The 25,229-nt window shown below is 57.6% G+C and carries 19 protein-coding genes; 10 read left to right on the top strand and 9 right to left on the bottom strand.

Annotated elements, in window-relative coordinates:
* The first annotated feature begins 153 nt into the window (after positions 1 to 153).
* From D9N14_RS03565 to D9N14_RS03545, 5 genes are all read left to right on the top strand, one after another.
* A complete protein-coding gene (locus tag D9N14_RS03565) occupies positions 154 to 1,431 on the top strand; it encodes an HD-GYP domain-containing protein (protein ID WP_290576997.1) in 1,278 nt (425 codons plus the stop codon).
* 119 nt (positions 1,432 to 1,550) lie between these two features.
* Entirely contained in the window at positions 1,551 to 2,822 is a 1,272-nt protein-coding gene (locus D9N14_RS03560; protein ID WP_290576995.1) for a GGDEF domain-containing protein, read from the top strand.
* 95 nt (positions 2,823 to 2,917) lie between these two features.
* Positions 2,918 to 3,889: a lipase secretion chaperone gene (locus tag D9N14_RS03555; protein ID WP_290576993.1), complete on the top strand. Its 972-nt coding sequence runs from the start codon at positions 2,918 to 2,920 to the stop codon at positions 3,887 to 3,889.
* Between the two features lie 93 nt (positions 3,890 to 3,982).
* On the top strand, positions 3,983 to 6,643 hold the full coding sequence (locus D9N14_RS03550) for a putative bifunctional diguanylate cyclase/phosphodiesterase (protein ID WP_290576991.1): 2,661 nt from the start codon (positions 3,983 to 3,985) through the stop codon (positions 6,641 to 6,643).
* Positions 6,644 to 6,717: 74 nt separating this feature from the next.
* Positions 6,718 to 9,738: a CheR family methyltransferase gene (locus D9N14_RS03545; protein WP_290576989.1), complete on the top strand. Its 3,021-nt coding sequence runs from the start codon at positions 6,718 to 6,720 to the stop codon at positions 9,736 to 9,738.
* Positions 9,739 to 9,754: 16 nt separating this feature from the next.
* On the opposite strand, the gene D9N14_RS03540 is transcribed toward D9N14_RS03545, so the two are convergent.
* The 4 genes from D9N14_RS03540 to D9N14_RS03525 all read right to left on the bottom strand — a co-directional run bounded on the left by D9N14_RS03540 (position 9,755) and on the right by D9N14_RS03525 (position 14,848).
* Complete coding sequence (locus D9N14_RS03540) at positions 9,755 to 10,822, bottom strand: ATP-binding protein (RefSeq protein WP_290576987.1); 1,068 nt, start codon at positions 10,820 to 10,822, stop codon at positions 9,755 to 9,757.
* A 60-nt stretch (positions 10,823 to 10,882) separates the two neighbouring features.
* Positions 10,883 to 11,290 (bottom strand): response regulator, encoded by a 408-nt coding sequence (locus D9N14_RS03535; RefSeq protein WP_290576985.1) that lies wholly within the window; start codon positions 11,288 to 11,290, stop codon positions 10,883 to 10,885.
* The gene (locus D9N14_RS03530) at positions 11,277 to 13,505 is read right to left on the bottom strand and encodes an ATP-binding protein (protein ID WP_290576979.1); all 2,229 of its coding nucleotides are present in this window, start codon (positions 13,503 to 13,505) and stop codon (positions 11,277 to 11,279) included. Before D9N14_RS03530 ends, D9N14_RS03535 begins: the two co-directional genes overlap by 14 nt.
* A 71-nt stretch (positions 13,506 to 13,576) precedes the next feature.
* Positions 13,577 to 14,848, bottom strand: a complete 1,272-nt coding sequence (locus D9N14_RS03525) for a serine hydrolase domain-containing protein (RefSeq protein WP_290576977.1) — start codon at positions 14,846 to 14,848, stop codon at positions 13,577 to 13,579.
* 256 nt (positions 14,849 to 15,104) lie between these two features.
* Between D9N14_RS03525 and D9N14_RS03520 the strand changes: the two genes are divergently transcribed.
* Positions 15,105 to 16,007: an alpha/beta fold hydrolase gene (locus D9N14_RS03520; RefSeq protein ID WP_290576975.1), complete on the top strand. Its 903-nt coding sequence runs from the start codon at positions 15,105 to 15,107 to the stop codon at positions 16,005 to 16,007.
* A gap of 175 nt (positions 16,008 to 16,182) precedes the next feature.
* Complete coding sequence (locus D9N14_RS03515) at positions 16,183 to 18,792, top strand: methyl-accepting chemotaxis protein (protein WP_290576973.1); 2,610 nt, start codon at positions 16,183 to 16,185, stop codon at positions 18,790 to 18,792.
* Here the strand turns inward: D9N14_RS03515 and D9N14_RS03510 are convergent.
* The 3 genes from D9N14_RS03510 to D9N14_RS03500 all read right to left on the bottom strand — a co-directional run bounded on the left by D9N14_RS03510 (position 18,785) and on the right by D9N14_RS03500 (position 21,851).
* Positions 18,785 to 19,567, bottom strand: coding sequence for a hypothetical protein (locus tag D9N14_RS03510; RefSeq protein WP_290576970.1), 783 nt, complete (start codon positions 19,565 to 19,567; stop codon positions 18,785 to 18,787). The two genes, D9N14_RS03515 and D9N14_RS03510, sit on opposite strands and share 8 nt — an antisense overlap.
* A gap of 52 nt (positions 19,568 to 19,619) precedes the next feature.
* Positions 19,620 to 21,227, bottom strand: a complete 1,608-nt coding sequence (locus D9N14_RS03505) for a GMC oxidoreductase (RefSeq protein ID WP_290576968.1) — start codon at positions 21,225 to 21,227, stop codon at positions 19,620 to 19,622.
* 249 nt (positions 21,228 to 21,476) lie between these two features.
* Positions 21,477 to 21,851 (bottom strand): MAPEG family protein, encoded by a 375-nt coding sequence (locus D9N14_RS03500; protein WP_290576966.1) that lies wholly within the window; start codon positions 21,849 to 21,851, stop codon positions 21,477 to 21,479.
* A gap of 93 nt (positions 21,852 to 21,944) precedes the next feature.
* Here D9N14_RS03500 and D9N14_RS03495 point away from each other — a divergent pair, with 93 nt between their 5' ends.
* The 3 genes from D9N14_RS03495 to D9N14_RS03485 are packed head-to-tail and all read left to right on the top strand — an operon-like array spanning position 21,945 to position 23,209.
* On the top strand, positions 21,945 to 22,133 hold the full coding sequence (locus D9N14_RS03495) for a hypothetical protein (protein WP_290576964.1): 189 nt from the start codon (positions 21,945 to 21,947) through the stop codon (positions 22,131 to 22,133).
* A gap of 28 nt (positions 22,134 to 22,161) precedes the next feature.
* Positions 22,162 to 22,365, top strand: coding sequence for a bacterioferritin-associated ferredoxin (locus D9N14_RS03490; protein ID WP_290576962.1), 204 nt, complete (start codon positions 22,162 to 22,164; stop codon positions 22,363 to 22,365).
* A gap of 49 nt (positions 22,366 to 22,414) precedes the next feature.
* On the top strand, positions 22,415 to 23,209 hold the full coding sequence (locus D9N14_RS03485) for a trypsin-like peptidase domain-containing protein (protein WP_290576959.1): 795 nt from the start codon (positions 22,415 to 22,417) through the stop codon (positions 23,207 to 23,209).
* On the opposite strand, the gene sfsA is transcribed toward D9N14_RS03485, so the two are convergent.
* Positions 23,175 to 23,885 carry a DNA/RNA nuclease SfsA gene (gene sfsA / locus D9N14_RS03480; RefSeq protein WP_290576957.1) on the bottom strand — a complete coding sequence of 237 codons (711 nt, stop codon included), beginning with the start codon at positions 23,883 to 23,885 and terminating at the stop codon, positions 23,175 to 23,177. The two genes, D9N14_RS03485 and sfsA, sit on opposite strands and share 35 nt — an antisense overlap.
* 76 nt (positions 23,886 to 23,961) lie before the next feature.
* A complete protein-coding gene (locus D9N14_RS03475; protein WP_290576955.1) occupies positions 23,962 to 25,140 on the bottom strand; it encodes a pyridoxal phosphate-dependent aminotransferase in 1,179 nt (392 codons plus the stop codon).
* Positions 25,141 to 25,229 lie beyond the last annotated feature (89 nt).

The raw sequence follows: 25,229 nt of genomic DNA, 5'->3' as shown, positions 1-25,229 counted from the left end.
TGTGACCAAAGCCCTTGAACCGGTTACATAAATCAACACGAAATGACCGCGAACCGCTTTGCATTTTTTGTAACTTGGGGATTACAATTCATAAAATTTATACAATAAACAACCGTTCTACTTCCACCTGACACACTGACCACTGACTGCTCCATGGCCGTTCGAACTCAGAAACTGATAACGGATGATATACAGATAGGCATGTTCGTCTCGGGCATTGATCGCCCATGGCGCGAAACGCCGTTTCCGATTCAGGGCTTTCACATTGAGAACCGGGCGCAGCTGGAGAAGATCCAGCACCTGTGCAAGTGGGTGTACGTGGATGTACAGAAATCCCGAACCCTGAACAGTGTATCCCCGGCGCAGGAATTCACCTTCGTCTCCGGGTATTTCGAAGAAAAGCAGCGCAGGAACGGCCGCGAGCTGCTGAACCTGCGTATTCGCACCATGCAGAATGACCGGCCCTATAAACGGCTGACGAACCTGAACGCCGAAATGCGGCAGGCGCGCAAGGTGCACCGGCGCATCCGCGATCGCATCAAACGCACCCTGCGGGCCATGGCCGGTGAAGGCCGCCTCAGCATCCAGGATCTGCGGGATGTCTCCAACGAGCTGGTGAACAGTGTGATCCGCAACCCGGACGCCTTTGCCTACCTGTCGCGCATTGATTCCCACAGCGAAGACGTCCTCAATTACAGTATCCGGGTAGCCTCCTGGGCCGTGCTCACCGGGCGTCACCTGGATCTGACCCGGGATGCCATGTCGGACCTGGCCCTGGCGGCGCTGCTGTGCAAGATCGGCTACACCACCATTCCCCAGGAGATCCTGCGGGTCAAAGGCACCCCCACGCCCCACATGAACGAGATGCTCAAGTGGTCCCTGATGAAGGGGGTCAAACTGCTGCGGGCCAGCGACCAGTTCAGCAGCCGCATCGTGAAGCTGGTGTCCCATCACCTGGAACGCCATGACGGCAGTGGCTTTCCCCGCGGTGTTTCCGGCCGCCACATTCCCTTCCTGTCCCAGGTGATCGGCCTGTCCGACTATTATGAAAGCCTGGTCAGTTACGATTTTCGGGATGAACCCCTATCCTCCGCTGATGCGGTGCGGGAGCTGTTCTCCCAGCGCGATATCCTGTTTGATGCCACCCTGGTGGAGGAGTTTATCCAGGCCATCGGACTGTACCCCACCGGCTCGGTGGTGACGCTGAACGATGACCGGCTGGCGGTGGTGATCGGCCAGAACAAGGCGCGGCTGAAACCCAAGCTGCTGATCCTGGAAGACCAGCGTAAGCCCTGGCAAGTCTTCAAGCGCCGCATTCTTGATCTGGAAGCCTCCGGCGGTGAGGATTTTATCGTGGCCAGCCAACCGGCCCTGCCGCCGGACAGCGAACACCGCGACCGCTACTATTTCCGCCACGCCGGTGCGCTCTAGACGCGGCGTTTCAGTGCGTTTTTCAACCGCCCATCGGCCAGGGCAGGCAGGTGGACGCAAAGTCTGCTAAACCTAATAAAAAAATAATCAAAGATGCCCCAGGTAATACCTGACCGCGAATGTCCCAGCTGATTCTCCGCACCGACAACCTGATCATCACCGACCCGGCCCTCAAACATGAGATTGAGGATGTGCTGGCGTCCGGTTTTCGCTTGCTGCGCTTTCCGGATTTTCTGGAACGTCACTTCGCCGCCTCCTATCGCAAACTGGCCCTTAAGAACATGCTGTCCAACGCCCTGTACCTGCTGGGGCTCTATGTGTTGCTGGGGATCGTGGCCTTCGTGCAGTTCGCGGAGCTGGACAAGGGCTGGTTTGCCGCAGCTTACGTGATTACCGGCGTCGGCCTGGTGTCCATCAACGTCTGCGCCCGCCTGCCCGCCCTGGACCACGCCTTCCACTGGTATACCGGTGCGGCCGCCATGATCGCCCTCACCGCCATCATGGTCAGCTCCACCACCATTCACGATCCGCTGGGCCAGGCCGGCATTCATGCCATCAACATCTATGTGGTCATCATCATTTACGCCATGTCGAAGATGCGCTTCTACAATACGGTGATCTGGTGCCACCTGGCCGGCCTGGCCACGCTGATCATCAGCAAGGTGACCTCGCTCCACTACACCCAGTTTGAGTTTCAGGCGTTCTTTGTGTTTGCCAACATCATCGGCATGGGCATCGCTTACATCATCGAGCACCGGGAACGGGCCATGTTTCTGCAGGGCCTGCTGCTGGATATCGACAAAGCGGAAAAGGACCTGTTGAACCAGTATCTGGAGCGTCTGTCGCGGGAGGACTCTCTCACCGGTCTGGCCAACCGTCGCTACTTTGATGAACGGCTGAAAATGGAATGGCATCGCTGCCTGCGGGAGAAAAAGCCGCTGTCGGTGATTCTGCTGGACATTGATTACTTCAAACAGTACAACGACCACTACGGCCACATGGCCGGGGATCACTGCCTGGTGCAGGTGGCCCGGGCCCTGAAGAAAGAGGCCAGCCGCCCGGCGGAACTGGTGGGGCGCTACGGGGGTGAGGAATTCATTCTGCTGTACCCCAACATCGACGCAACCCAGATCAAAAATACCCTGATGCGCATCCAGCAACGCATCGTCGACCTTGAAATCCCCCACGAGAGCTCCCAGGTGAAAAAGGTCCTCACCGCCAGCCTCGGGGCCGCCACCGTGTTCCCGGTGAAAAGCCTGGACCCGGAGAAACTGGTGAGCGCCGCCGACCAGATGCTCTACAAATCCAAGGAGAACGGCCGCAACGGCTGGTCCAGTACTCAGATTTCCCATTGCGAGCCAGAACAACAAACCCTCATTCAACTCAACTGATGCCACCCAGCTTGGTGATCGCGCGCTGCCCATAGTAATATTTGCTGCCAAAAAACCACGCGCCAAACAACAAGAAGCAGCAAAGAGGTTTCTGTATGAAGCGAGTCATGGCCATCGCCGCCAGCGTTATCCTGCTGACCCTGGCGATTCTGTTCTGGGGCAGCATCGAGGACAGCCCACCGCCGCCGGGCGCCGCATCCACCCCCTCTGAACTGCGCCCCCAACGTCCGGTTGAACTTGACCAGCAGACTGCCCATGAGCCTGCCGCCATCGACAAACCCGCTGCCGTGAAGATCGAAGGGTTTGCCGTGCGACGGGATGGCCAGGGTAATCTGCTGCCGGGCCCGGAAACCCGGGCCCTGTTCGACAGCCTGGCCCGGCAACAGGGGCCACTGCCTGCAGACCAGTGGAAAGACCATATCCTGGAATCCTATCGCCAGCGCCTGGGAGAACCGGCCTACACGCAACTGGAAGCCTTACTGAACCGTTACATCGAATACAACCTGGCGCTGCAGTTGTTGCCCATGGACGGCGTTGCCAGCCTGGGGGCCGCACTGGATCACGTAGGCCAGATCCGGCAAGAGTATCTGGGTGAGGCCAACGCGGCCATGTTTCAGGACTGGCAGCAAATGGAAACCTTCACCCGCCAGTTTGTGGAACAGGTCACCAGCAGCAGCCAGGACGTCGCCCAACTGCAACAGGCCCTGCAGGAGCAGGTCTATGCCCTGCCCGTCACCGTGCAGGCCAATGCCCAGAAAGTGCTGGACCAGAGTCAGGATCTGTTCAATGCCCTGTCGACCTCAACCGGGGCCGACCGCGACCTGATCCAGGGTATTGCCGAGCAAATGGCGGCCCGTGCGCTGATGCAGCCGGACTTTACCTTCGGCGAGCCCAGCGCTGAATTCATGAGCCAGTACAACCGCTACACGAGCGCCAGGCAAAACCTGCTGGCCACCGGCCGCATTCAGTCAGAAGACGATCCTGAACTGGCGGCGTTGCGCCAACGTTACTTTTCGGGCCCGGAATTGTTGCGGGTCAAAACCCTGGACCGGGCCGAAATGTATTGATGCTGCCCCCTGGATTTACCGCCCTTGTTGGTAAATTGTGCTATAAACTAAGCGTTGGATAATAAAATACAGACAACTGGAAACGCCAACACCATGGGTGAAGTACACGGAAGTCGACGCAAGGACGTGCTCCTGCGCCGTTCAATTGAACGAATCCAGTCCAATATGTGGGACCTTTCCTCCGGCCATCGGGTCTACTCCATGGTGATGGAAGAGCTGTGTCGACTTTCCGATTCGCCGCTGGCCTTCATACTCGAAGGGGCATTCGACCCCGGCGGCACCCGCTTCATCAACGGCTCCTGCGTACTGCAGCGTACCACCTCGCCCGAATTTGACCCCAGCCCGTTTCCACTTCCCATTACCGCCGATACCCGCACCATCTATGAGGCCTTGAACCGCAGCCGAGGAACGGTACTTGATGAAGCATCACTGGCTGTGTTGTCGAAATCCGTGCCGCAATTGCCCGGTCTCACCCGCGCATTGCTGATGCCGATCCCAGCCGGGATCGACTATTCCATCTCCATTTGTGTGGCCAACAGTACAACGCCCTATCATTCCGACTTCAGCAAACGGGCCTGGCCCCTGCTGTCGCTGTGCGCCAGCCTGATTCGGATTCTGGACAACCAGCAGTCCCTGAGCCCCGAAGAAAAACGTCTTCTGCTGATCAAGGATTCCTGGAAAGAAAACTTCTGCCGGCTGGAGGCGCACTCGCCGGTGGCCATGGTCACCCTGGACAAGGACTACCACATTCTCCGCTTCAACCCGGCCGCCGAGCGCATTTTCGGGCACAAGGCGGAATCCATGATCCGGCGCCCCATCCAACACCTGATTCCGGAACGCTTCAACCAGGAACACCAATCCCAGACCTTTAACCCCCATGTGACCGGCAGCGCCACCGGCGAGAGCGTTCACATCCACGGGCTGCGGGCGGATGCAACGCTCATAGAACTGGAGTTGTCGGTGTTTCACTGTCAGGAGCACGGGCAGAAACGCACCATCCTGATGATGTGGGACCGGACCGACCTGCATTATGCCCAGGCCCGTCACCAATCCGAACTGGAACGCTTCCGGGTGCTGGCCGATCTCTCGCCCATGGGCATTCTGCAGACCGATGGCAACTGGCACACGGATTACGTCAACAAACGCTGGCTGGACATTACCCAAACCGATGAACCCCATATCGACGGTTTGAACTGGAGCCGGGTCCTGCACGATGAAGATGCAGAACAGGTTCTGACGGAATTGCATGAACACCTGTCCAGCGGCAAGGAATTCCGCAAGGACTGCCGGATCGTGCGCGAAGGGGGGCATGAGGTCTGGGTACAATTCCATGCCCGGCCTCTGCTCAATCGGGATGGTGATATCTGTGGCTTTCTCTCCACCCTGCTGGACAACAGCTACTACCACGAATCCGAGGAAAAACTGCGCCACCTTGCCGAGCGGGATATTCTGACGGGCCTGGCCAATCGGATGCTGTTTTTTGATCGCCTGGATCACGCGCTGAAACGCATGCGTCGCCATGGCGCCCTGGCGTTACTGGCACTGGACCTGGATGGTTTCAAAAACATCAACGACACCCTGGGCCACGACACCGGCGATGAGATGTTGGTGGAGGTTTCAAAGCGCATTCAATCCTGCGTGCGCCAGGAAGATACGGTCGCCCGCCTGGGGGGGGACGAGTTCATGATTCTGTTGGAAGACCTGCAGGACGCCATGACCGCCGCCAGCGTCTCGGAAAAAATCCTGAAAGCCCTGGAGCATCCGTTTACGCTGCAGAATAAAGAAGTGTATATCTCAACCAGCATCGGCATCTGTTTTGCCCTGGGAGGAAAGCGCTCCGATGCCAAAACATTAATCAAACAGGCGGACATGGCGCTCTATCGTGCCAAAGATGCCGGCCGCAATAACTTCCAGTATTTTTCCCCCGAGCTGGAGCTGGCTTCCAAACGCAAACTGGAGCTGGGCAACAGCCTGCATCAGGCGTTACTTAAAACCGAATTTGATGTGCACTTTCAGGCCCAGGCCTCTGTGCAGCACAAACAGGTGGTGGGCTTTGAGGCTCTGCTGCGCTGGCAGCACCCCGAGCAGGGCCTGCTGCCGCCCAATGAGTTCGTGTATCTGCTGGAGGAAACCGGATTGATTAACGGCGTCAGCCGCTGGACACTGCATGTTTGCATGCAAACGCTGAAGCAGTGGATCGACCAGGGACTGGTCGCGCCCAACACGGTCATGTCGGTCAACATCAGTCCCAAGCAATTCCATGACCCTATGCTGATACCCAGCATTGAAGGTGCCATCCGGGATGCCGGCTTGAGCGGCGAGAACCTGGTGGTTGAAATCACCGAAACCACCCTGCTGCAGGATCACGAACAAACGCGCAAAGCCTTGGAGAAAATCAAGAAACTGGGGGCGAAAGTTGCCCTGGACGATTTTGGTACCGGCTATTCCTCGCTCAGTTATCTGAAGAAGTACCCCATCGACATCATTAAAATTGATCGCAGTTTTATCAAAGACCTGTTGGTGGACAGCGATGATGCTGCCATTGTCCAGGCCGTGCTTGCACTGGCGCATTCGTTAAGCCTCGAAGTCATTGCTGAGGGCGTGGATTCGGATCTGATACTGGCGCAGCTGCAGGAATGGAACTGTGATCACTATCAGGGCTACCTGATCAACCGCCCCATGCAGGGCAGCGACATGAGCCAGTTCCTTTGCAACTATTCCAGCGCCCCGGAAGGCAAAGCTTTAAAAGGCTGAAGCCGGGATCAAATACCGACAAATTGAGATAGAATAGCCATCACCATTCCGGCTTAGGCCAACAAGGGGACACCATGCCTTCGCACAACGACCAGGATCCGACCCACATCGTCGCCATCGGTGCTTCTGCGGGCGGGCTCGAGCCGCTGCAAACTTTTTTCCAACGTATCCCCACGGACAGCGACCTGGCCTTTGTGGTGATCCAGCACCTTTCCCCCGATTTCAGAAGCGTCATGGATGAACTGCTGGCGCGGCAAACCAACATTCCCATTCAACATGCTGTCCATGGCACCGTGGTCAACGCCAATACCATTTACCTGATGCCGCCCCGCAAAACCATGACCATTGTGCAAGGCAAGCTGAACCTGGAAGACCAGCAGCAGGATCGCGTTAACAACTTCCCGATCGACCGCTTTTTCAACTCACTGGCAGAAGACCAAGGCAAGCGCAGTGTTGCGATCATCCTCTCCGGCACCGGCAGCGACGGCAGTCGTGGCATCAAATCCATCAAGGAAGCCGGCGGCCTGGTGATGGTGCAGGACCCGATAGACGCGAAATTCGATGGCATGCCCATGTGCGCGGAAAAATCCGGTTGTGCGGACATCATTGCCCCCGTAGTGGAGCTGCCCGCCCGTCTCATCCAGTATATTTCCCACCCGGTAATTCGAGGTGAGGGCGAGCCGGTCGGCACCCTGCTGGTGGGCGCCGAAGATGCCCTGCACGGCATTTTTGAACTGTTACGGGAAAGTTGCCAGGTTGACTTCAGCCAGTACAAAGGCAGCACGGTGTCCCGCCGCCTGGAGCGCCAGATCAGCCTGCGTGGATTGCGGGACATCAAAGAGTATTACAAAGTACTGAAGGAAGACCGGGCTGAGCTGGATCTGCTGGCCAAAAACATGCTGATCGGTGTGACCCGTTTTTTTCGGGACCAGGAGGCCTTTGAAAGCCTGGAGCAGAATGTCATTCCCTCAATTCTGGAGGGAACCGACGTCAACACGCCCATCCGGGTCTGGCTGGCGGGATGCTCCACCGGGGAGGAGGCGTACTCCATTGCGATATTGTTGGACGAGGCCCTGCAACAGCGGGCGACCACCCGGGCCATAAAAATCTTCGCTACCGACGTGGATCCGGATTCCCTGGCGGTGGCCAGCAACGGCGAGTACGACCTGAACATTGCGGCCGACATCAGCGAGGCTCGGCTGAAGCGCTATTTCCTGCAGAGCGAGCTGGGGTATACCGTGACTCCCTCGTTGCGGCAAATGGTGGTGTTCGCCACCCATAACCTGTTGCGGGACCCTCCGTTCTCCAACTGCCAATTGGCAATCTGCCGCAACGTGCTCATCTATTTCCAGAACAAAGCGCAACAACGCATCCTGTCCATGTTGCATTTTGCGCTGCAGCCTTCGGGCTATCTGTTCCTGGGCGGTTCAGAAAGCCCGGGCAACCTGGACCGGCATTTTGATGTCATTGACGAACGCAACCGGATTTATCGTAAAAATTCCAAAGTGCGCCTGCTGCCGGAATCCATCGCGCCGGCAACCCGTAACACGCAATCCGGGCGCACTGCCGGCAGCCGCATTCCCAGCGTGGAAAACCTGGTACGCAATTATCAGTTAACCCACCGGGCTCCAGTTTACTTTCCCGTGCTGGATGAGCTGGTGAACCTGTACGTGCATGGCTGCATCGTGCTGGATGACAACCTCGATGTTCTGCACCTGTACGGCAACACCGAAGCCTATACCCAAAAACTGAAAGCCGGGCGATTCAGTTCCAACATCGACGATTTCATTATCGACAACCTGAAGATACCGGTTTCCAACCTGCTGCACCGGGCCCAGAACGAGCAGAAGAACATTACCTATCACCGGGTCAGCCTGAAAACCGACAAGAACGAAGAACTGCTCCTGAATATCCAGGCGGTTTATGTGCGCACCACCAACACGTCACCGCCCTATATCGCTCTGGTGTTCGAGCCCCTGAAGCAGGATGCGGACACCGAACAACTCGAAGTGATTCACTTTGACCCCAATAATGAACACCAACGGCGCATATTGGATCTGGAAAAAGCGCTGAAGCAAAGCAAGGAAGACCTGCAACTCACCGTCGAAGAGCTGGAGACCACCAATGAGGAACTGCAAAGTTCCAATGAAGAGCTGATGGCCGCCAACGAAGAGTTGCAAAGCACGAACGAAGAGTTGCAGTCAGTCAACGAGGAGCTGTACTCGGTTAACAGCGAGTATCATGAGAAAATTGAAGAGCTGACCCAGGTTAACCTGGACCTGGACAACATCATCAAGTCTGCGGAAATCGGCTTTGTTTTTCTCGATCACGCTCTCTTGATTCGACGCTTCTCGCCCCTGGCGGCAAAGCTCTTGAACCTGATCGACAGCGATCTTGGCCGCCCGTTCCACCACATTTCCCATTCCCTCGAGTACGACGGCATTCTGGGTGACATTTCAAAGGCCATCAGCGACGAACTCACCATTGAATCCGAGATCCTGCATGAGAGCGGCACGCCCTTGTGGGTAAAAGTCTCACCCTACTTTGACGACAGCAACGTCGCCATGGGCTGCGTTATTTCGCTCAGCGACATCAGCGAGCTGAAAAAGCTCAAAGACCAACTCAGCGAAAGCAATCAGCGCCTCAGGGACACCATTGCCACGGCGTTCTGGAAACAGGAAACGCCACTCAAGTTGCTGCTGGTGGACGACAACGAAGTGGACCGCATGGCCATCCGCAGCACCATCAACAGAATCAAGCGGGGCGAACTGCAGTACCAGATCAGCGAAGCCGCAAACTTTGACGACGCCTGTGATTTGCTGAGCCGGGAGCGGTTCGATGTGTGCCTGGTGGACTACCGGCTGGGTGAACACAATGGTTTTGAACTGGTGGAGCGACTGCGCAACTTCAGTGCCCAACCGGCATTTATCGTGGTTTCCGGGTTCATCGAGATGGGCATGCAGGATGATGCGCTGCGCCTGGGCATCTACGACATGATCGACAAGAGTGATGTCTCTGCCCCGTTATTGGAGCGCAGCATCCGCTACACCCAACGCCACCGATTAAGCGAATCCTACCTGTCCAACATGGAATAGGCGGCCAACGGCAGCACTAATCACCGGCCAACGGCAGGCTCACGTAAAATGTGCTGCCCTCGCCAGGCCGGCTTTGCAGAACAATACGGCCTTTGTGGTGTTCCACAATCCGGGACACGATGGCCAAACCCAGGCCGCTGCCAATGCTGCGGCCGGTGTTGAGGCGTTTGAACGGTTGAAACACGAATTCCTGATATTCGGCGGCAATACCGATGCCGTTATCTTTCACGCACAGCTGGGCGTGCTCACCCTGCCGGCTCCAGGCTATGTCGATGATCGGCTCGCCCTGCGAATATTTAATGGCATTCTCAATCAGATTCAACAGCAGGATGTAGAGCAAGGAGGCGTTGCCCTGCACACCGGGCAGCGGCTGCCGTCGGATCACCGGCTGCTTGTTCTGCACCCACTCACTGCCGGACAGCACCCGATTGAGCACCGCATCCAGATCCACCCTGTCCATCTGCAGCCCCATGCCGTCCACGCTTAAATAGTCGTACAACCCATTCACCAGATCATCCATGCTGTCCAGGCGCTGTTCCATGAGTTGCAGCAAATGTTGATCGTGATCCGTCAACTGGCCCCGTTCCGCCAGATTGTCTTTCAGCATGGTGGCCAGCTGCCCGATATTCCGAATCGGCGATTTGAAATCATGGGACAGGCTCTGACAAAACATCTGTTGAGCCTGCGCCCTCGCCTCCAACCGAAGTTGCTGCTTTTTGCGTTCAATGGCGTAGCGGCATACCCGCTCCAGCAACACCGGACTCAGCTCCTCCTTCGGCAGGTAATCCTGTATACCCCGATGTATCAGCCGCATCGCCACATCCACATCATTCAGCGACGTCAACACCACCACCGGAACCGGCGTATCCAATGTGGTGAGTGTCTCCACCGTGTCCACCACATTGGAATCCGGCAAATCCAGATCAAACAAGGCAACATCAAACGCCTGCGCCTGCAACGCCGCAAGCCCTGCTTCCAGGGTGGTGAAGGCCTGCAGGTTAGTGTTGGTTTTGAAGGCGGACTGGCAGGCATCCTCAATCAGTTCTGCATGATCGGGATTGTCTTCCAGGATCAGAATCTTCACGTATTATCCCCCTGTTCTGTTCAGCGCAGCCGTCTGTTCGATAACATTGCGTTCCATTGGTTACTGACCCCAGGCCGCATCAATCCGCTTGAGGGTGTCCAGGAACACTGCCTGCGTCAGGGGCTTGGAAATAAAACCACTGGCCCCGGATTGCTGACACAGCTCCGCATCACTGGCCAGGTCGCTGGTGCTGAGCATTACCACCGGAACCCGCTGCCATAAAACATTACTTTTCAAGGAATCCAACACCTCCAGACCACCGACTTTTGGCATTTTCAAATCCAACAAGATCAAATCAGGATATTCCACCGCACCGCCCGCTGCGTTTGCCGAGAGCAGCGCGATCATTTCGGACCCGCTCGCCAGGCGCGATACCTGATTGCCTGGGTTGAACGCCAGCAGGGACTCGACTATCAGCTCTGCATGGTCATCATTATCTTCCACCAACAGAATACTAATGGCCTGCATCGAGCGGCTCCTCTGATGTGCATGCTTCTGCTGAACAAGGCTGGGTCGGAAAGCGCAGTATGAACTCCGCCCCCTGCCCCGCCTGGGACTGCAGGGTGACGTTTCCGCCGTGCTTTTCCATGATGGTTTTCACGATGGCCAATCCGACTCCGGTGCCTTCCACCTGGGTATCCAGGCGCTCGAAAATGCGGAATATCTTATCCTGATACCGGGGTTCAATACCCGGGCCATTATCTTTTACACTGAGCATTCCGAACCCATCCGCCTCCCACGAGCGAATCTCAACTCTGGGCACGCTGTCGACAGCTCGATAATTGACTGCGTTTTCCAGCAGATTCTGTACACATTGAATCAGCATCTTCCTGTTGGCACACAACCAGGGTGCAGCCAGTTTGAAATCCAGTTCACAGGCTGACTGTACCAGCTTTTCGCTGAGGGTGGATTTGGCCTGCTCAATACAATCATGCACATCGCAGCGTTCCCGCTGCAATGGCAAGGTTACCAACCGCGACAACGCCAGCAGGTCATTCAGCAGGGCCCCCATATTCTCCACATTGGCCAGTATGCGCTGCAGCCGGTGCCTGGCTTTTTGATCGAGGGAATCCCCCGCGTCTCTGAGCACACTTTCAGCAAAGCCTTTGATGGTCACCAGCGGGGATTTTAAATCATGGGACACAGTATAAATAAAGCGCTCCATTTCAGCGTTTTTATCCAGCAACACCTGATTGGCCAACTGCAGGCGTGCCTGCCATTCCCGCGCAATGGTGATGTCCCGCATGATGACGGCGACCCCGGTAACCACTTGCTCACTCAACGCAATGGGTGAGAGTGCCACCGATGCGTAACGATCCCCCCGCGTACCCGGGGCGGCACGCATTTTTATTTCCACTGTTTCTGATGTGCCGGCCTGCAATACGGTATCCAGGGCGGTCTTCAGTGCCCACTGCCCGCTGTCTTTGCGGGTCTTATCTGCGCTGTCATCTGCCAGGTCCCACAGGTTGCGCTGGCTCAACGAATCCAGGGTCCAGCCCAACGATTGCAACGCGGCATCATTACAGGAAAGCACGCTGCCGCGACGATCCACCCCTAAAATAATGTCGTTGGAACCCCGCACAATAGCATCAAACTGGGCCCTGGCGGCCAGCTCCGCCAAGCCTTTGCGACTGAACAGCCAGTACAGGCTCAACAGGGCCAGTGCGACCACCAGCATCACCGAATCAATCATTAATGCACCGACCTGATTCTGACGTAGTTGGACTTGCAGCTTATCCAGCTCCAGCACCGAAATCAGTTGCAACCCCCATTCCGATCGCGCCTGTGGAAACGTCAGCATCTGCTTATGCACCAGGTAATCCTGCTCACCGGCCTGGCGCCCTTTGGCGACGGTAAACGCCTGATTGAACGGGTCCAGGGACTCAACATAGGTCTGGGACCAGGGCCGCTCCCGACCAAACTCATGTTCAAAATTGCGCGAGGCATCCGGGTGCAGCAGGAACTGCTCCCGGTCATTCAGCAGGAACACACCCGTGCGATCAACCGCAGACTCGGTTAATGCGGACAACAGTGGGCGGGCATCCAGATTGACAACGATCATCCCGAACATGTCCCCGGCTGCCGTATACACAGCCTGGATAACCCGATAGGTGGGCCAACTGGGGCGCTCAATTTCACCCCACTCCCGATTCAGATTGATTTCGGACAGGTAAACCTGGTTCGGGCCCAAGTCCAGCGCTTTTTGAAAATAAGGCCGTTCGCCTTTCTGCTGCATGGCATCGGAAGGGATAACCCTGATGGCCTCGCCCTGGCGTTGAACCCGCACCAGCTCTCTGCCCTGTTGCGCCAAACCGATATAACGGATCTGTACGATGGAGGGATTATTCAGAATATAGGACGCGAAGATGGTTTCCAGCCGCTGCACCCAGACCCGATACGGAGTGGCATCTTTGGGATCGACGCCGGCGTGTTGCAAGGCACGGATAATCCCCTGTACCGGCGGCGTGTCGTGCAGGAAGCGCACGTGGCGCTCGGCACCGGCAAACGTTGCCCTGATCAGGTCCGCCTGCAACTGGGATACGCTGACCAGGCTTTCCCCGGCTTCGCGATACACAATTTGTCCGGCGTTGCGATAGGACACCGCACTCAGCAACACAAACCCGCTGAGCAGCAACACCAAGCCAGCCACAAACGCCTTGTTGCCAAGATAAAGACTCTTCACCGCTATTGATCCCGGGCCAGAACAGTGTTCCGATTATAAAGACCGGTCTGGCCGCGTCCAGCACCGGTGCGCTATTGGGGCACCAACTCCAGCACATTTGAAACAAAGCGGCCCATGGCGAAGTCGCCGGGCTGAGCGCTGAAGCCGATACGCACCACCACAACATCTGCAGTGGGAATTGCCACCACATAGCGGTCATAGGAACCGGCAAAGGCAAACGCATCCGGCGGCAGTTCCGGGAACAGGTTCTGCCCCAGGTTAAGCCAGATTCCCGCGCCATAATCGTAGTTGGTCGCCCCCGGCGTCAGCGAATAGCTGACCCAGTCCGGCGTCAGAATGGCGTGCCCGTTGAGCTCACCCCCATGCATATAGATCGAGGCCAGGGCGGCCCAACCACGGGTAGTGAGATAGACGCCCTCCCCCAACAAGGGTGTGGCGCCATCCGGTGAAAACTCCATATGGAAGGCGGATTCCAGATCCCAGCCCGGATCAAACCAGTCATCCAACCGCACCAGGGCCGAGGCCAGGTTCATATAATCGCCGCTGGAATAGTTGAAGACCTGCTCTGGGTCCTGCGCATAGGGTTTGGTGGCGGCGTAGCCCGCCGGATCGGCGCTATTATACAACATCTGCCCCTGGTCGTTGTTCGCCCCCAGGGAGGCCTCGTGCCATTGCAGGCCGCTGTTCATCCGCAAGCTGTGGTCGTAACTGATCAGGGCACGCTGATCCTGCTCCCAGCCTGTCAGCAGCATGGCATCGTCCTGATGCATTGCCCCCCGCCCCACCAGTCGCCCGATCAACAGGTTGGCAAAGCTCTTGGACATGGAGAACCCCTTGAGCGGCGAATCCGGCCCCAGGCCGTCGCGGTAGGCTTCCGCCACCACGGTGTTACCCTTCAGTACCAGGATTGCAGTGGAGTGTTCCGGTGCTCCCACCGCCACCACCGACTGCACGTAGCGCTGCAGGGCGGAAGTGGGATCCACCTGGGTCACCAGCCCGGAGGACGGCGCCGGCGGCAAGGCATAATAATAGGCGAGTTGGCGATCCAGATAGTGATTGCGGCAGTCCTCACGGGGCGCTTCGGTACCCACCACCGAGGCCTGTTTGCTGGCCAGCCAGGGAAACCAGTAGTTGTCCACCTGGACACTGCGATCGCCTACCAGCACCTTCCAGCTGGGTTGCACCAGGGGCGCCACGTTGGTGACATAACCCACGGCGGCAGCCTGATCATAACCCTCCTGCCAGATAGAAGCACAGACGTTCTTGGCCACATAGCGCCCCAACATAGGCAGATCCTTGGCGTAATCGCAGCCGCCAAGGCCACAGGCAAGAAGTAAAAACATCCCTGTTTTTCGTAACATGACATCCCCAGTTGCCACTTCCCCGAATTTGAAGTGCTCACTGTAAACAGATTAAACAACGAGCACAACCCGCCACCCGACAGACTGCCGCCCATGGCCACATTGGACAAGTAATGTACGAACACCCCCGATATTACAGAATCAATACACTGCGGATATTCCTTTTTGATCACCGCAAGGTTAATTTCCTCCTCAAACGAAAAAAACAGAAAGCATAAACATTCGAGGGGAAAAATGTATGGCCAAAGTGCCGTTGCGGGATGGTGAACGACTCAATGTCATTCGCATGGGTCGGGGCAAACCGGTGGTCCTGCTCCACGGGTTCGGCTCCCGGGGCTCCCATTGGGTCCATAACGTGCTCCCCTATACCCGCCAGTTTGAGTTCTTTCTGCCGGACCTGCGGGGCTTCGGCCGCTCCCACCACGCCAACCTGGAAGGCCTGGATGTGTTTGAGACCTATGCCAACGACCTGCAGGACCTGTTGGACCACTTTGAACTGGACCAGGTGATCCTGGGAGGCATCTCCACCGGCGCCTACACCTGCCTCACCTACAACCAGGTGCACGGGTTTGAGCGGGTCAGCAAATACCTGAACATCGAACACGGCCCCAACAGTGTGCACTGCCCCGGCAAACTTAACGGCATCTTCGGTGCGCAGCAGGAGGAACTGTTCCAGCGCTTTGCGGAGCTGCTGACCCTGGCCCGGGAGGCCGGCGCCGGCGTGGAATACTGGCAGCTGCCCACGGAAGTGCGGGTGCGATTCCGCGACACTGTGGCCTTTATCTACAGCATCGCCATGTACCGCGGGCTGGCCCGCTGGGTGGTGGAGTTGGCCTCCCGTTACGCGGAGCCGCTGCTCACCCGCCACATGATGCCGGTGGAGAAATGGCAGACCTACCTGAACGTGATGCAGGCGTTCATGTCCGGGCGCGACACCCGGGATGCCCTGTCCGCCATACGGGTGCCCACCACCCTGATGATGGGCCGTCAATCCCGCTACTTCAGCCTGGCGGCCCAACACGAGCTGGTGGAACACATTCCCCACGCCAAAGTCATCATCTTCGATAAAGCCGGTCACGCCCCCATGGTGGATCAGCCGCTGAAGTTCCAAAGGGAGTTCGGGCGCTTCCTGCGGACTTAACCCCCCCGTTTTTAGAACCAAACGTGCATAACCCACGGGCTGGTCCAGCTTTTATCGTCCGCTGACGGCATTCTGCTTCCCCATCAGCAATCCTTTTCTACACTGAATACACAGGGACCGAGTTTCCTCAGGGAACTCTTATTGCTGAACTCACTTTGCTGAGAAAGGACTGATCATGCGCGTCAACATGCCGGTGACCCAGACTGAGGTCAAGCTGGCCCCAGGCCAAACCATTGTTTCCAAAACCAATCCCAAGGGTGTCATCACCTACATCAACCGGGACTTCGTCGAGATCAGCGGCTACACCGAGCCGGAACTGATCGGCCAGGCCCACAACCTGATCCGCCACCCGGACATGCCGCAGGCGGCCTTCCAGGATCTTTGGCAAACTGTGCAGGCCGGCCGGCCCTGGCGCGGCATCGTCAAAAACCGCTGCAAGAACGGCGATCACTATTGGGTGGAGGCCAACGTCACCCCCATCTGGGACAAGGGCGAAATCGTGGAATACATGTCGGTGCGACACGCCGCCAGCGCCCAGCAGATCCACGCTGCCGAGGCGCTCTACGCCCGGCTGAACGCCGGGGAGTCGGTGCAGCCGGCCCTGCCTGAGCGCATCATGAATGATTTCCGCCAGGGTTCCCTCAACAGCAAACTGAGCTGGATACTGGGGGCATTTGCTGCTGTTATGGTGGCGGATTTTCTGGTGAGCGGACGCCCCCTGCCCTGGCCCTACCTGATCACCCTGGCCCTGGCCGTGTTTGCGCTGTTCCAGTTCATGCACCACTGTGTCATCCAGCCGATGCAGGTGGCGTCGGCAGCCCTGCAGAAAATCAGCAGCGGCAACTTCGACGTCAATCTGCCCATTGATCAGAGCGACGAGCCCGGCCGGGTGCTGCAGGGCATGCAGTGCATGAAGATCAAATTGAACTTTGAGCTGGAGAACACCCAGAAAATCGCCAGCGAAGCCCTGCGGGTCAAAAATGCCCTGGATGTGTGTAACACCAACGTGATGCTGGCCGATGAAGACTACAACATCATCTACATGAACGAATCCCTGAACCGCATGATGAAAACCGCAGAGGCGGATCTGAAAACCGTGCTCACCCATTTTGATGCGGAAAAACTGATGGGTTGCAATATGGACATCTTCCATAAAAACCCGGCCCACCAGCGCAAGATTCTGGACCAGGCCACCACCACCCACAGTCAGGAGGTTGAGGTGGCCGGCCGGCACATTGTGATCACCGCCACCCCGGTGTTCGATGATCACAAGAACCGCCTGGGCACCGTGATTGAATGGCTGGACCGCACCGAGGCACTGCGCAAGCAGGAACAGGAAGAACGGGACGAACAGGCGCGGCAGGATGCCGAACGCCGGGTGGCCAATGAAAACCTGCGCATCCGCCAGGCCCTGGACAGCGTCTCCGCCAATGTCATGGTGGCCGACCCGGATCTGAATATTGTCTACACCAACCATGCGGTGCTGGAGATGATGGGCAACGCCGAGACCGACATTCAAAAAGAGTTGCCCAATTTTCAGGTGGACAAACTGATGGGCACCAACATCGATCTGTTCCACAAGGACCCCAGCCACCAGCGGCGCCTGTTGGCCAACCTGAAAGAGCCGGTGAGTTCCAGCTTTGTACTGGGGGGCCGTCACCTTACGGTGTACGCCAGCCCGGTACGCAACAGCCAGGGTGAATCCATCGGCACGGTGGTGGAATGGGAGGATCGCACCGAAGAAGTGGCCATTGAAAAAGAGCTGGACCACATGATTCGTTCCGCGGCCATCGGCAACCTCACCCACCGCGCCACCACCGAAGGTCGCAGTGGCTTCTTCCTGGGGTTGAGCCAGGGTATCAACCAGTTGCTGGACATCTGCGAGGATGTGGTGGGCGAGATGGTCAACATCATGGAGAAGATGGCGGAAGGGGATCTGCGGGATTCCATCCAGAAAAACTATGAAGGCGAGTTTGGCCGCCTCAAGGATAACGTCAACAACACCATCCATCGCCTGGTCGCCATCGTCGGCGAGATCAGTGAAGCGTCCGCCTCGGTATTACAGGGCGCCAACGAAATCGCCCACGGCAACGCCGACCTCAGCCAGCGCACAGAGGAACAGGCCTCCTCACTGGAAGAAACCGCGTCCAGCATGGAGGAGATGACCAGCGTGGTGAAACAAAGTGCCGACAACGCCCGCAAGGTGGAGGAACTGGCCACCACCACCCGCAAGAACGCCCTGCGCAGCGGAGAGGTTGCACAGAAAGCGGTGTCCGCCATCAACGAAGTGAACGAGAGCAGCAAAAAAATTGCCGACATCATCAGCGTGATCGACGAGATCGCGTTCCAGACCAACCTGCTGGCGCTGAACGCCGCCGTGGAAGCGGCCCGCGCCGGCGAGCAGGGCCGCGGCTTTGCGGTTGTGGCCGGGGAGGTACGCAGCCTGGCACAACGTTCCGCCAACGCCGCCCGGGAGATCAAGGAATTGATCAGCCTCAGCGTCACTCAGGTGGAGAACGGCACCACCCAGGTACAGGAATCCGGCCGCATGCTCAACGAGATCATTGCCTCCATCAACGACGTCAGCACCCTGATTTCCGAGCTGGCGCAGTCAGCCCACGAGCAGACCTCCGGCATCGAGCAGGTCAATGTGGCGGTGAGCCAGATGGATGAGATGACACAACAGAACGCAGCCCTGGTGGAAGAAGCCTCCGCCGCCAGCGAGGCCATGGCTGACCAGGCCCGCCGGCTGGGAGAACAGATCGCGTTCTTTAAAATCAGTTGAGTGGCGTTTCCACGTTAAAGCTTACCCGGATCGGTGTGATCCCATTGCGGAGCACACCTTCCAGCTCCCCTTCCACCCAGACGTTGCCACGGGATAGAATAGTCAGACGGCCACTGGAAATCTCATCATAGGCGGTGAGCGTGGTGTTGGCCCAGTGGGAACCGGAAAAGATCACCATGGCATCGGCATTGCCATAGGGCTCTATGTCATAACGGCCCTCCTGCAATCGACCTTCGGTGCGAATGGTTACCAACAGCGGTCGCCCCAGCACTTGCGTGGTCAGCACCAGCGAATCCCCCCGCTCCGTTTCCGAATACTGCACACACACCAGGTTCGATGCCACCACATCCGGCAACAGCGGTGAACTGACTTCAAATTCACCCATATTGAACTGGGCGACCCTGTCCATCTTCTCGAACCGGCGCACTTGATTGTCATAGTTCCAATGCAGTGTGTCGTTGTTCTGTATCACCAGGGATGCCAGGTCATGGTTGTATCCGGCAAAGGCGTTGCCCTGCCGGGTCATGCTGTCTTTCTCAAACGCGCGGCTGCAGTCGGTCATGGTGACGTTATTGCCGGTGCCCTGCACCAGCACAGTGGAATAGAACGTCTCCCCCTGAAAATTCTCCATCATGCGCCACAGCCCCTGGGTATTCGCACTGCCGTTGGTTTTTCGTACCACATCATCCGGCGGTAGTTGTTCGCCACCACAACCGGGCAGCATGCTTACCGACAGCGTCGCGGCCACCAGGGGCAACGCCCACCGCAGTTTCATTGTTGTATTCATCATTGCAAAACCTTCGTTGTTATTGTTGTCGGGCTTACCGTTAAAAATCGTTCTGCAGAATGTGTTCGATATTGCGCTCCGCCAGAGCGGAGATGGTCAACGAAGGATTCACCGCACCGGTGCTGCCATTGACCATCGCGCCGTCCATCACGTACAGGCGCTCATAACCCAGCAGCCGACCGTGGGCGTCCGCCGCCTGCCCCAGAATGGCACCCCCCAGGGGATGCGCGGTGAAGGAATCGTTCACGTCCGGCACCACCCCCAACAAACCGGGCAGGGTCAGGCTGGCTTCAGCGATGCGATTGTTCATTTCACGGGTGGCCGCCACCACATCGGCGTTACCCTCCTTCGGCCACAACAGCGTGGTGGAATCCGTTGCCGGATCGTATTGGAAACGGCAACGGTTGGTCATATCGAAACCCATGCCCAGGGAGCCAATGGCAGAGAGGTTCACCGGCACGTGCAGTGCATACCAGTTTTCCATGGTGATCGGTGTACCAAAGCCGCTATCGTGAATCATGCCGGCGGACGGCGATGCCTGATACAGCCCCTGCAATTCACTGGCGGTGCGCACCACGGCAGTATCACCATTGCTACCCCAGCCTGCGCCGATAAACTCATTCAGGTCCGGCAAATCCCCAAGCTCACGGGCTTTCAAAAGCAACTCGGTGGTGCCGATGGAGCCGGCGGCCATAAACAGGTAATCACAGGCCAGGGTGAACCGATCAATGATTTCACCCATGGGGTCCATCTGCTCCACCTGAATCAGGTAGCGGCCGTTACTGTCCTGCCCCAGGCTGGTGACCTGCATACCGGGATAGATGCGGGTATAGCCACTGTCTTCTGCGTATTTCAGATAATTCTGAGTCAGGTCAAACTTGGCGCCATTGCTGTTGCCGTGATTGCTTTCGCCAATGGAAGCCGAAGGCCGGCTGCGATAATGAAATTCCTTGCGCACCACATCCCAGTTCCAGATGCCGTCGATGGGCTGCGGCTCATAACCCGCCAGCCGCACCTGCTTGTCCCAGACCCGGGAATGACCGAAGGACGGCTTGTAATACAGATCCCTGGGCAGCGGGCTCAAACGTAACACCTCCCGCACCCGGGGATAATAAACACTGTGCATCTCATCGTAGTCCACCACATCGCCGAAAATGGCTTCGAAATATTGGCGTTCCGGTTCGATCATCACCCCGCTGAACACTTTCGATCCGCCCCCCACACAGGCACCCCGCCACACATCAATGTGCTCGTATTCGGTGACATCCAACAGGCCGGCAAAGGAATCGAACGACACCGTCAAGCCCGTCAGCTGCCTGGCCCGGGTGCGATGCCAGTAGGCGCGTCCGTCCGGAAAAAAATCATTGGGATGAATCTTGCGCCAGGGGTCGATGGGCCAGCGGCAGCCCCGCTCCAACACCGTGGTTTGAATACCGGCCTGGGCCAGGCGCCAGGCGGAGATGGCGCCGCCAAAGCCGGAACCAATGACAATGGCCGGGGTGTAGGCAGGGGGCCGACTGACCGGCGCAAACAGCTCCGGCACCTGCAAACGGTATTTCTCTTCCGGGGTGGTGGCGGCCGCCAGTTTGGGGAGGGAGGCGCAGGCCCCAAGGGCGGCTCCGGCCTTAAACAAATCACGACGTTTCATTATTGTTGTTATCCGTATGGTTGATTGGCTGGATCAGGATTCTCTGCTTCAGGTTCTGATGCAGATCGGCCAATCATACTCAGGGAAAACGGGATTCGATTGTTAATAGAGGGGCAATAAGGTAGGGCGTTGGCCCGATACAACCAAAACGGCCAATTAAATGCTGTCCGGTGTGGGAGAGAACTTTTTATCACGGGAAAAGGCGACCACCGCCGCCTTCTCGCACGCTTTACATCAGGCTATTTACATCTAGGCGCTGACCACGAACAGGGCCACCACACAACCCAATGCCGCAAACCAGCAGATCGAACGCAGCGTGGCATGATCCGCCACATAGGCATAGCCATAGGCCAAGCGCAGGGCAATGAAATTCACCGCCAGCAGGTCAATCCAGAACTGGGGGCCATTCACCAGATGGGCCACCACCACGGCGCCGATGAAACCCGGCAGGGCTTCAAAGGTATTCATCTGCGCCCAGTTGGCCCGGGCCCCCCGCCCTTCCAATTCACCCAACCAGGTGCGGGGTTTGTTGTTGTCAAAGCCCCGTTTGCTGGCCTTGGCAATTACGGTAAACGGATACGGCAGCAGAATCGCCACCAGAACACACCAGTAAGCAATGGTCATGGGTTTCCCTCGTTCTATTGTGATTTCGGTTTTTGTTTTGAGCTTTTGTTTTCAGCGACAACGATCCGCTTCCTTGTTACAAAGGCGACAAGAATGCGCAGCAAACAGTGGAAGGCGAATCCCCCTGTCGGCTTTGCAACACAAGCTTCCCGGCGATTCACTGCTGCGCCCAAAATACTCGCCAAAAAACACAGACATTTCAACAATATAAAATTACAAATGCGAATGCTTGCCATTGGCGTGAGTTTTGCTCCTGCTCTTGCTGAGTGCCAAGGCCAGTGAAGACCAGCCGTGAGAGTGAGAGCAGATTATGTACATCTGTCTATGCAAGGACATTACCGACCATCAATTGCGGGAATCCATCCGCCAGGGCGCCTGCGATTTCAGCCAGGTCCGGCGTCGCTGCCAGGTGGGCGCCAAATGCGGAAAATGCATGCAGGAGGCCAGAATGATTGTGCAGAATGAACTGTCGATTCAGGATCAATGTGCTCCCATGAGCTGTGGTAACGGCTGAGAATCTGCTAAGGTGGGCTGCCTGATGTTCACTACGCCAAGCCCTGCCTATGTCTGCCGTCGAACCGATTCTGCTTTCCATCGCCCAGATCACCACCCGCCTTCGCGACCAGTCCCTGTCCAATGCCACTGGCTTTTTCTTCCGGCGGGATCAGCGCCTCTACCTGATCACCAGCCGTCACGTGGTGATTGACGAAGCCGCCGGGCATTTTCCCGACAGCCTTCAGATCGACCTGTTCACCGACAACGACAACCTGGCCGAAACCGTTGCCTTTTCAATACCCTTGTATGGGGCGGCACCCGGCTCCTCTTCAGGCCCGGACCCGGCAACGCAACCGGCACTGTGGACTCAGGCGGAGGACAGCTCCGGCACCATCGATGTGGTGGCCATTGCATTACAACCCCAGGCCATGCCAGACAGCGTGGTGTACGAAGCCTTCACTCCGGACACCATCTGCCAGCCGGACACCCCGGTGGAAGTCGGCTCCCCGTTGATGGTGCTGGGTTTCCCCCTGGGGTTCGCGGATACGCTGCACAACCTGCCGGTGGCGCGCCAGGCCATCGTGGCGTCCTCCTTCGGCCTGCGTTTTCAGGGCATGGGGTATTTTCTTACCGACGCCCGCACCCATCGCGGCATCAGCGGCGGCCCGGTGGTGATGCGGGTGGCAACCGGCCCCGCATCCAATCCCGGGTTTCATTGGCAGTTATTGGGCGTCCATTCCTCGCGACTGGACATGGGCAACCGGGATCGGCAGGTGGACGAGGCCCTGGGCCTGAATTGTGCCTGGTATGCGGATATTCTGCTGACCCTTACAATACCACCGGCAGCGGACGGGCAATCCTGATTTCCTCGGCGCTGAGGTCACACTGCCAGGCCAACACCTCCACCCCCGCATCATGCGCCTGGCGCAACGCGGCACCGTAGCGTGCATCAATGTGATCCGCCGGCCGGGTCTCTATCACTCCGCTGTGCTGCACACAAAACAACAACACGGCCCGATGCCCCTGCTGTACCATGGCTTCCAGTTCACGTAAATGCTTGCGCCCGCGCTCGGTGACCGCATCCGGAAAATACCCGACACGGCCTTCCCCCAACGTCAGGTTCTTGATTTCCACATAGCAACGCTGCTGCGGTGACTCCAACAACAGATCAATGCGGCTGTTTTCCGCCCCGTATTTCACTTCACTTCGAATCGTGGTGTAACCCTGCAGCTCACCAATCACACCCGCCTCGATGGCCTCTTTCACCAACCCGTTGGCGCGCCCGGTATTGATCCCGGCCAGTGCCTGCTCCGCCCCTTTGCCTACCGTCACCAGTTCCCAGGTATGTCGATACTTGCGCTTGGGATTCCCGCTATCGGAAAACCAGACTGTACTGCCGGGATCATTACAGTTTTTCATGGAACCGGTGTTGGGACAGTGCAACGTTAATTCGCCGCCATCGGCCAGGGTGATGTCCGCCAAAAAACGCTTGTAACGTTTTACCAGGGTGCCCTGCTGTAAGGGAGGATCAAACTTCATGTGAGGAATCTGCTGTTACTGAATGAATTTAGATTGAATAACCAACCTTTGGTTACCAATCCTGAACAACCATCGGCTAACGACCGATAAATCGGGCAATGCGATCAACCGCCTCCTGCAAACGCTCCAGGCTGGCACTGTAGGCAATGCGGATATAACGCTGGGCCTGGTGTACACCGAAGTCGATCCCCGGCGTCACCGCCACACCGCAGCGATGCAACAGTTGCTGGCAGAGCGCAAAGCTGTCGTCGGTGATGGCCGACACATCGCAGTACAGATAGAACGCTCCCTGAGGAGTACAGGGAATGGAAATACCCAAACCGGGCAACCGCTCCAGCAGGAAATCCCGACGCTGTCCCAGGATGATCCGACGCTCCTCGTAAAGCGCAATGGACTGAGCAGAGAACGCCGCCAGGGCCGCATGCTGGGCGACGGTGGAAGCCGCCAAGTAATAGTTCTGGGCCAGTTTCTCCAGTGCGGCCACATGCTGTTGCGGCGCCACCAGCCAACCCAGGCGCCAGCCGGTCATGTTGAAATATTTGGAGAAACTGTTGATCACAAACAGGCTGTCCTGTTCGTCTGCCAGGGCCAGGGCGGTTGCCGGCGGCTGCTCATACACCAGGTTGTGATAAATCTCATCCACCAGCAGGGCCCCTCCCCGCGCATCCACTTCGGCTTTCATGGCCGCCATCTCCGCCATGGGAATCAGAGTGCCGGTGGGATTGGAAGGGGATGCCACCCAGGCGCCCCGGGTGTGCGGCTGCCAGTGTTGGCGCACCAGTTCAGCCGACAGCTGATACGCCGATTCCGCACCCACCGCAATGCGTTGGGGAAGCGCCCCCACCTGATGCAGAAAATTATCATTGCAGGGATATCCGGGATCGCTCAGCAAGACACCGTCACCGGGATTGAACAGCAGCGTATTCAACAGGCCCAGGGCGCCAGAGGCACCCGGTGTAATCAGAATGCGGCTGGCCGGCACCTCCACACCAAAGCGGCTTTGGTAAAAATCCGCGATCGCCTGCCGCAGGGCCGGCAACCCCAGGGCGGTGGTGTAGCGGGTCTTGCCCGCCTGCATGGCATCAACCCCGGCGGCCACCACATTCTGCGGGGTGGCGAAGTCCGGCTCACCCACTTCCAGATGGATAATGTCCCGGCCCTGCTGTTCCAGCTGCTGGGCCTGCTCCATCAGTACCATCACATGAAAGGAGGTGATCCGCTCCAGTCTGTCCGCCAGTTTTCGCAAAGCTGCCATCCTCTTGTCATTGTTTTTTCATAAAAGTGGTAAAAGATCACACCCTCTTACTATTCCATAGCCCGAAAAATGGGGTTATGATCGGGCGC

Source organism: Ketobacter sp. (assembly GCF_003671495.1).
GTDB lineage: Bacteria > Pseudomonadota > Gammaproteobacteria > Pseudomonadales > Ketobacteraceae > Ketobacter.
The sequence above is the reverse complement of the archived record's forward strand: the minus strand, read 5'-3'. Positions and strand labels throughout refer to the sequence as shown.

Bases quoted from the DNA above. Each gene is read 5' to 3' on its own strand.
- D9N14_RS03565 (WP_290576997.1), top strand. From the start codon at position 154: ATGGCCGTTCGAACTCAGAAACTGATAACGGATGATATACAGATAGGC.
- D9N14_RS03560 (WP_290576995.1), top strand. From the start codon at position 1,551: ATGTCCCAGCTGATTCTCCGCACCGACAACCTGATCATCACCGACCCG.
- D9N14_RS03555 (WP_290576993.1), top strand. From the start codon at position 2,918: ATGAAGCGAGTCATGGCCATCGCCGCCAGCGTTATCCTGCTGACCCTG.
- D9N14_RS03550 (WP_290576991.1), top strand. From the start codon at position 3,983: ATGGGTGAAGTACACGGAAGTCGACGCAAGGACGTGCTCCTGCGCCGT.
- D9N14_RS03545 (WP_290576989.1), top strand. From the start codon at position 6,718: ATGCCTTCGCACAACGACCAGGATCCGACCCACATCGTCGCCATCGGT.
- D9N14_RS03535 (WP_290576985.1), bottom strand. From the start codon at position 11,290: ATGCAGGCCATTAGTATTCTGTTGGTGGAAGATAATGATGACCATGCA.
- D9N14_RS03525 (WP_290576977.1), bottom strand. From the start codon at position 14,848: ATGTTTTTACTTCTTGCCTGTGGCCTTGGCGGCTGCGATTACGCCAAG.
- D9N14_RS03520 (WP_290576975.1), top strand. From the start codon at position 15,105: ATGGCCAAAGTGCCGTTGCGGGATGGTGAACGACTCAATGTCATTCGC.
- D9N14_RS03515 (WP_290576973.1), top strand. From the start codon at position 16,183: ATGCGCGTCAACATGCCGGTGACCCAGACTGAGGTCAAGCTGGCCCCA.
- D9N14_RS03510 (WP_290576970.1), bottom strand. From the start codon at position 19,567: ATGAAACTGCGGTGGGCGTTGCCCCTGGTGGCCGCGACGCTGTCGGTA.
- D9N14_RS03505 (WP_290576968.1), bottom strand. From the start codon at position 21,227: ATGAAACGTCGTGATTTGTTTAAGGCCGGAGCCGCCCTTGGGGCCTGC.
- D9N14_RS03500 (WP_290576966.1), bottom strand. From the start codon at position 21,851: ATGACCATTGCTTACTGGTGTGTTCTGGTGGCGATTCTGCTGCCGTAT.
- D9N14_RS03495 (WP_290576964.1), top strand. From the start codon at position 21,945: ATGCGCAGCAAACAGTGGAAGGCGAATCCCCCTGTCGGCTTTGCAACA.
- D9N14_RS03490 (WP_290576962.1), top strand. From the start codon at position 22,162: ATGTACATCTGTCTATGCAAGGACATTACCGACCATCAATTGCGGGAA.
- D9N14_RS03485 (WP_290576959.1), top strand. From the start codon at position 22,415: ATGTCTGCCGTCGAACCGATTCTGCTTTCCATCGCCCAGATCACCACC.
- sfsA (WP_290576957.1), bottom strand. From the start codon at position 23,885: ATGAAGTTTGATCCTCCCTTACAGCAGGGCACCCTGGTAAAACGTTAC.
- D9N14_RS03475 (WP_290576955.1), bottom strand. From the start codon at position 25,140: ATGGCAGCTTTGCGAAAACTGGCGGACAGACTGGAGCGGATCACCTCC.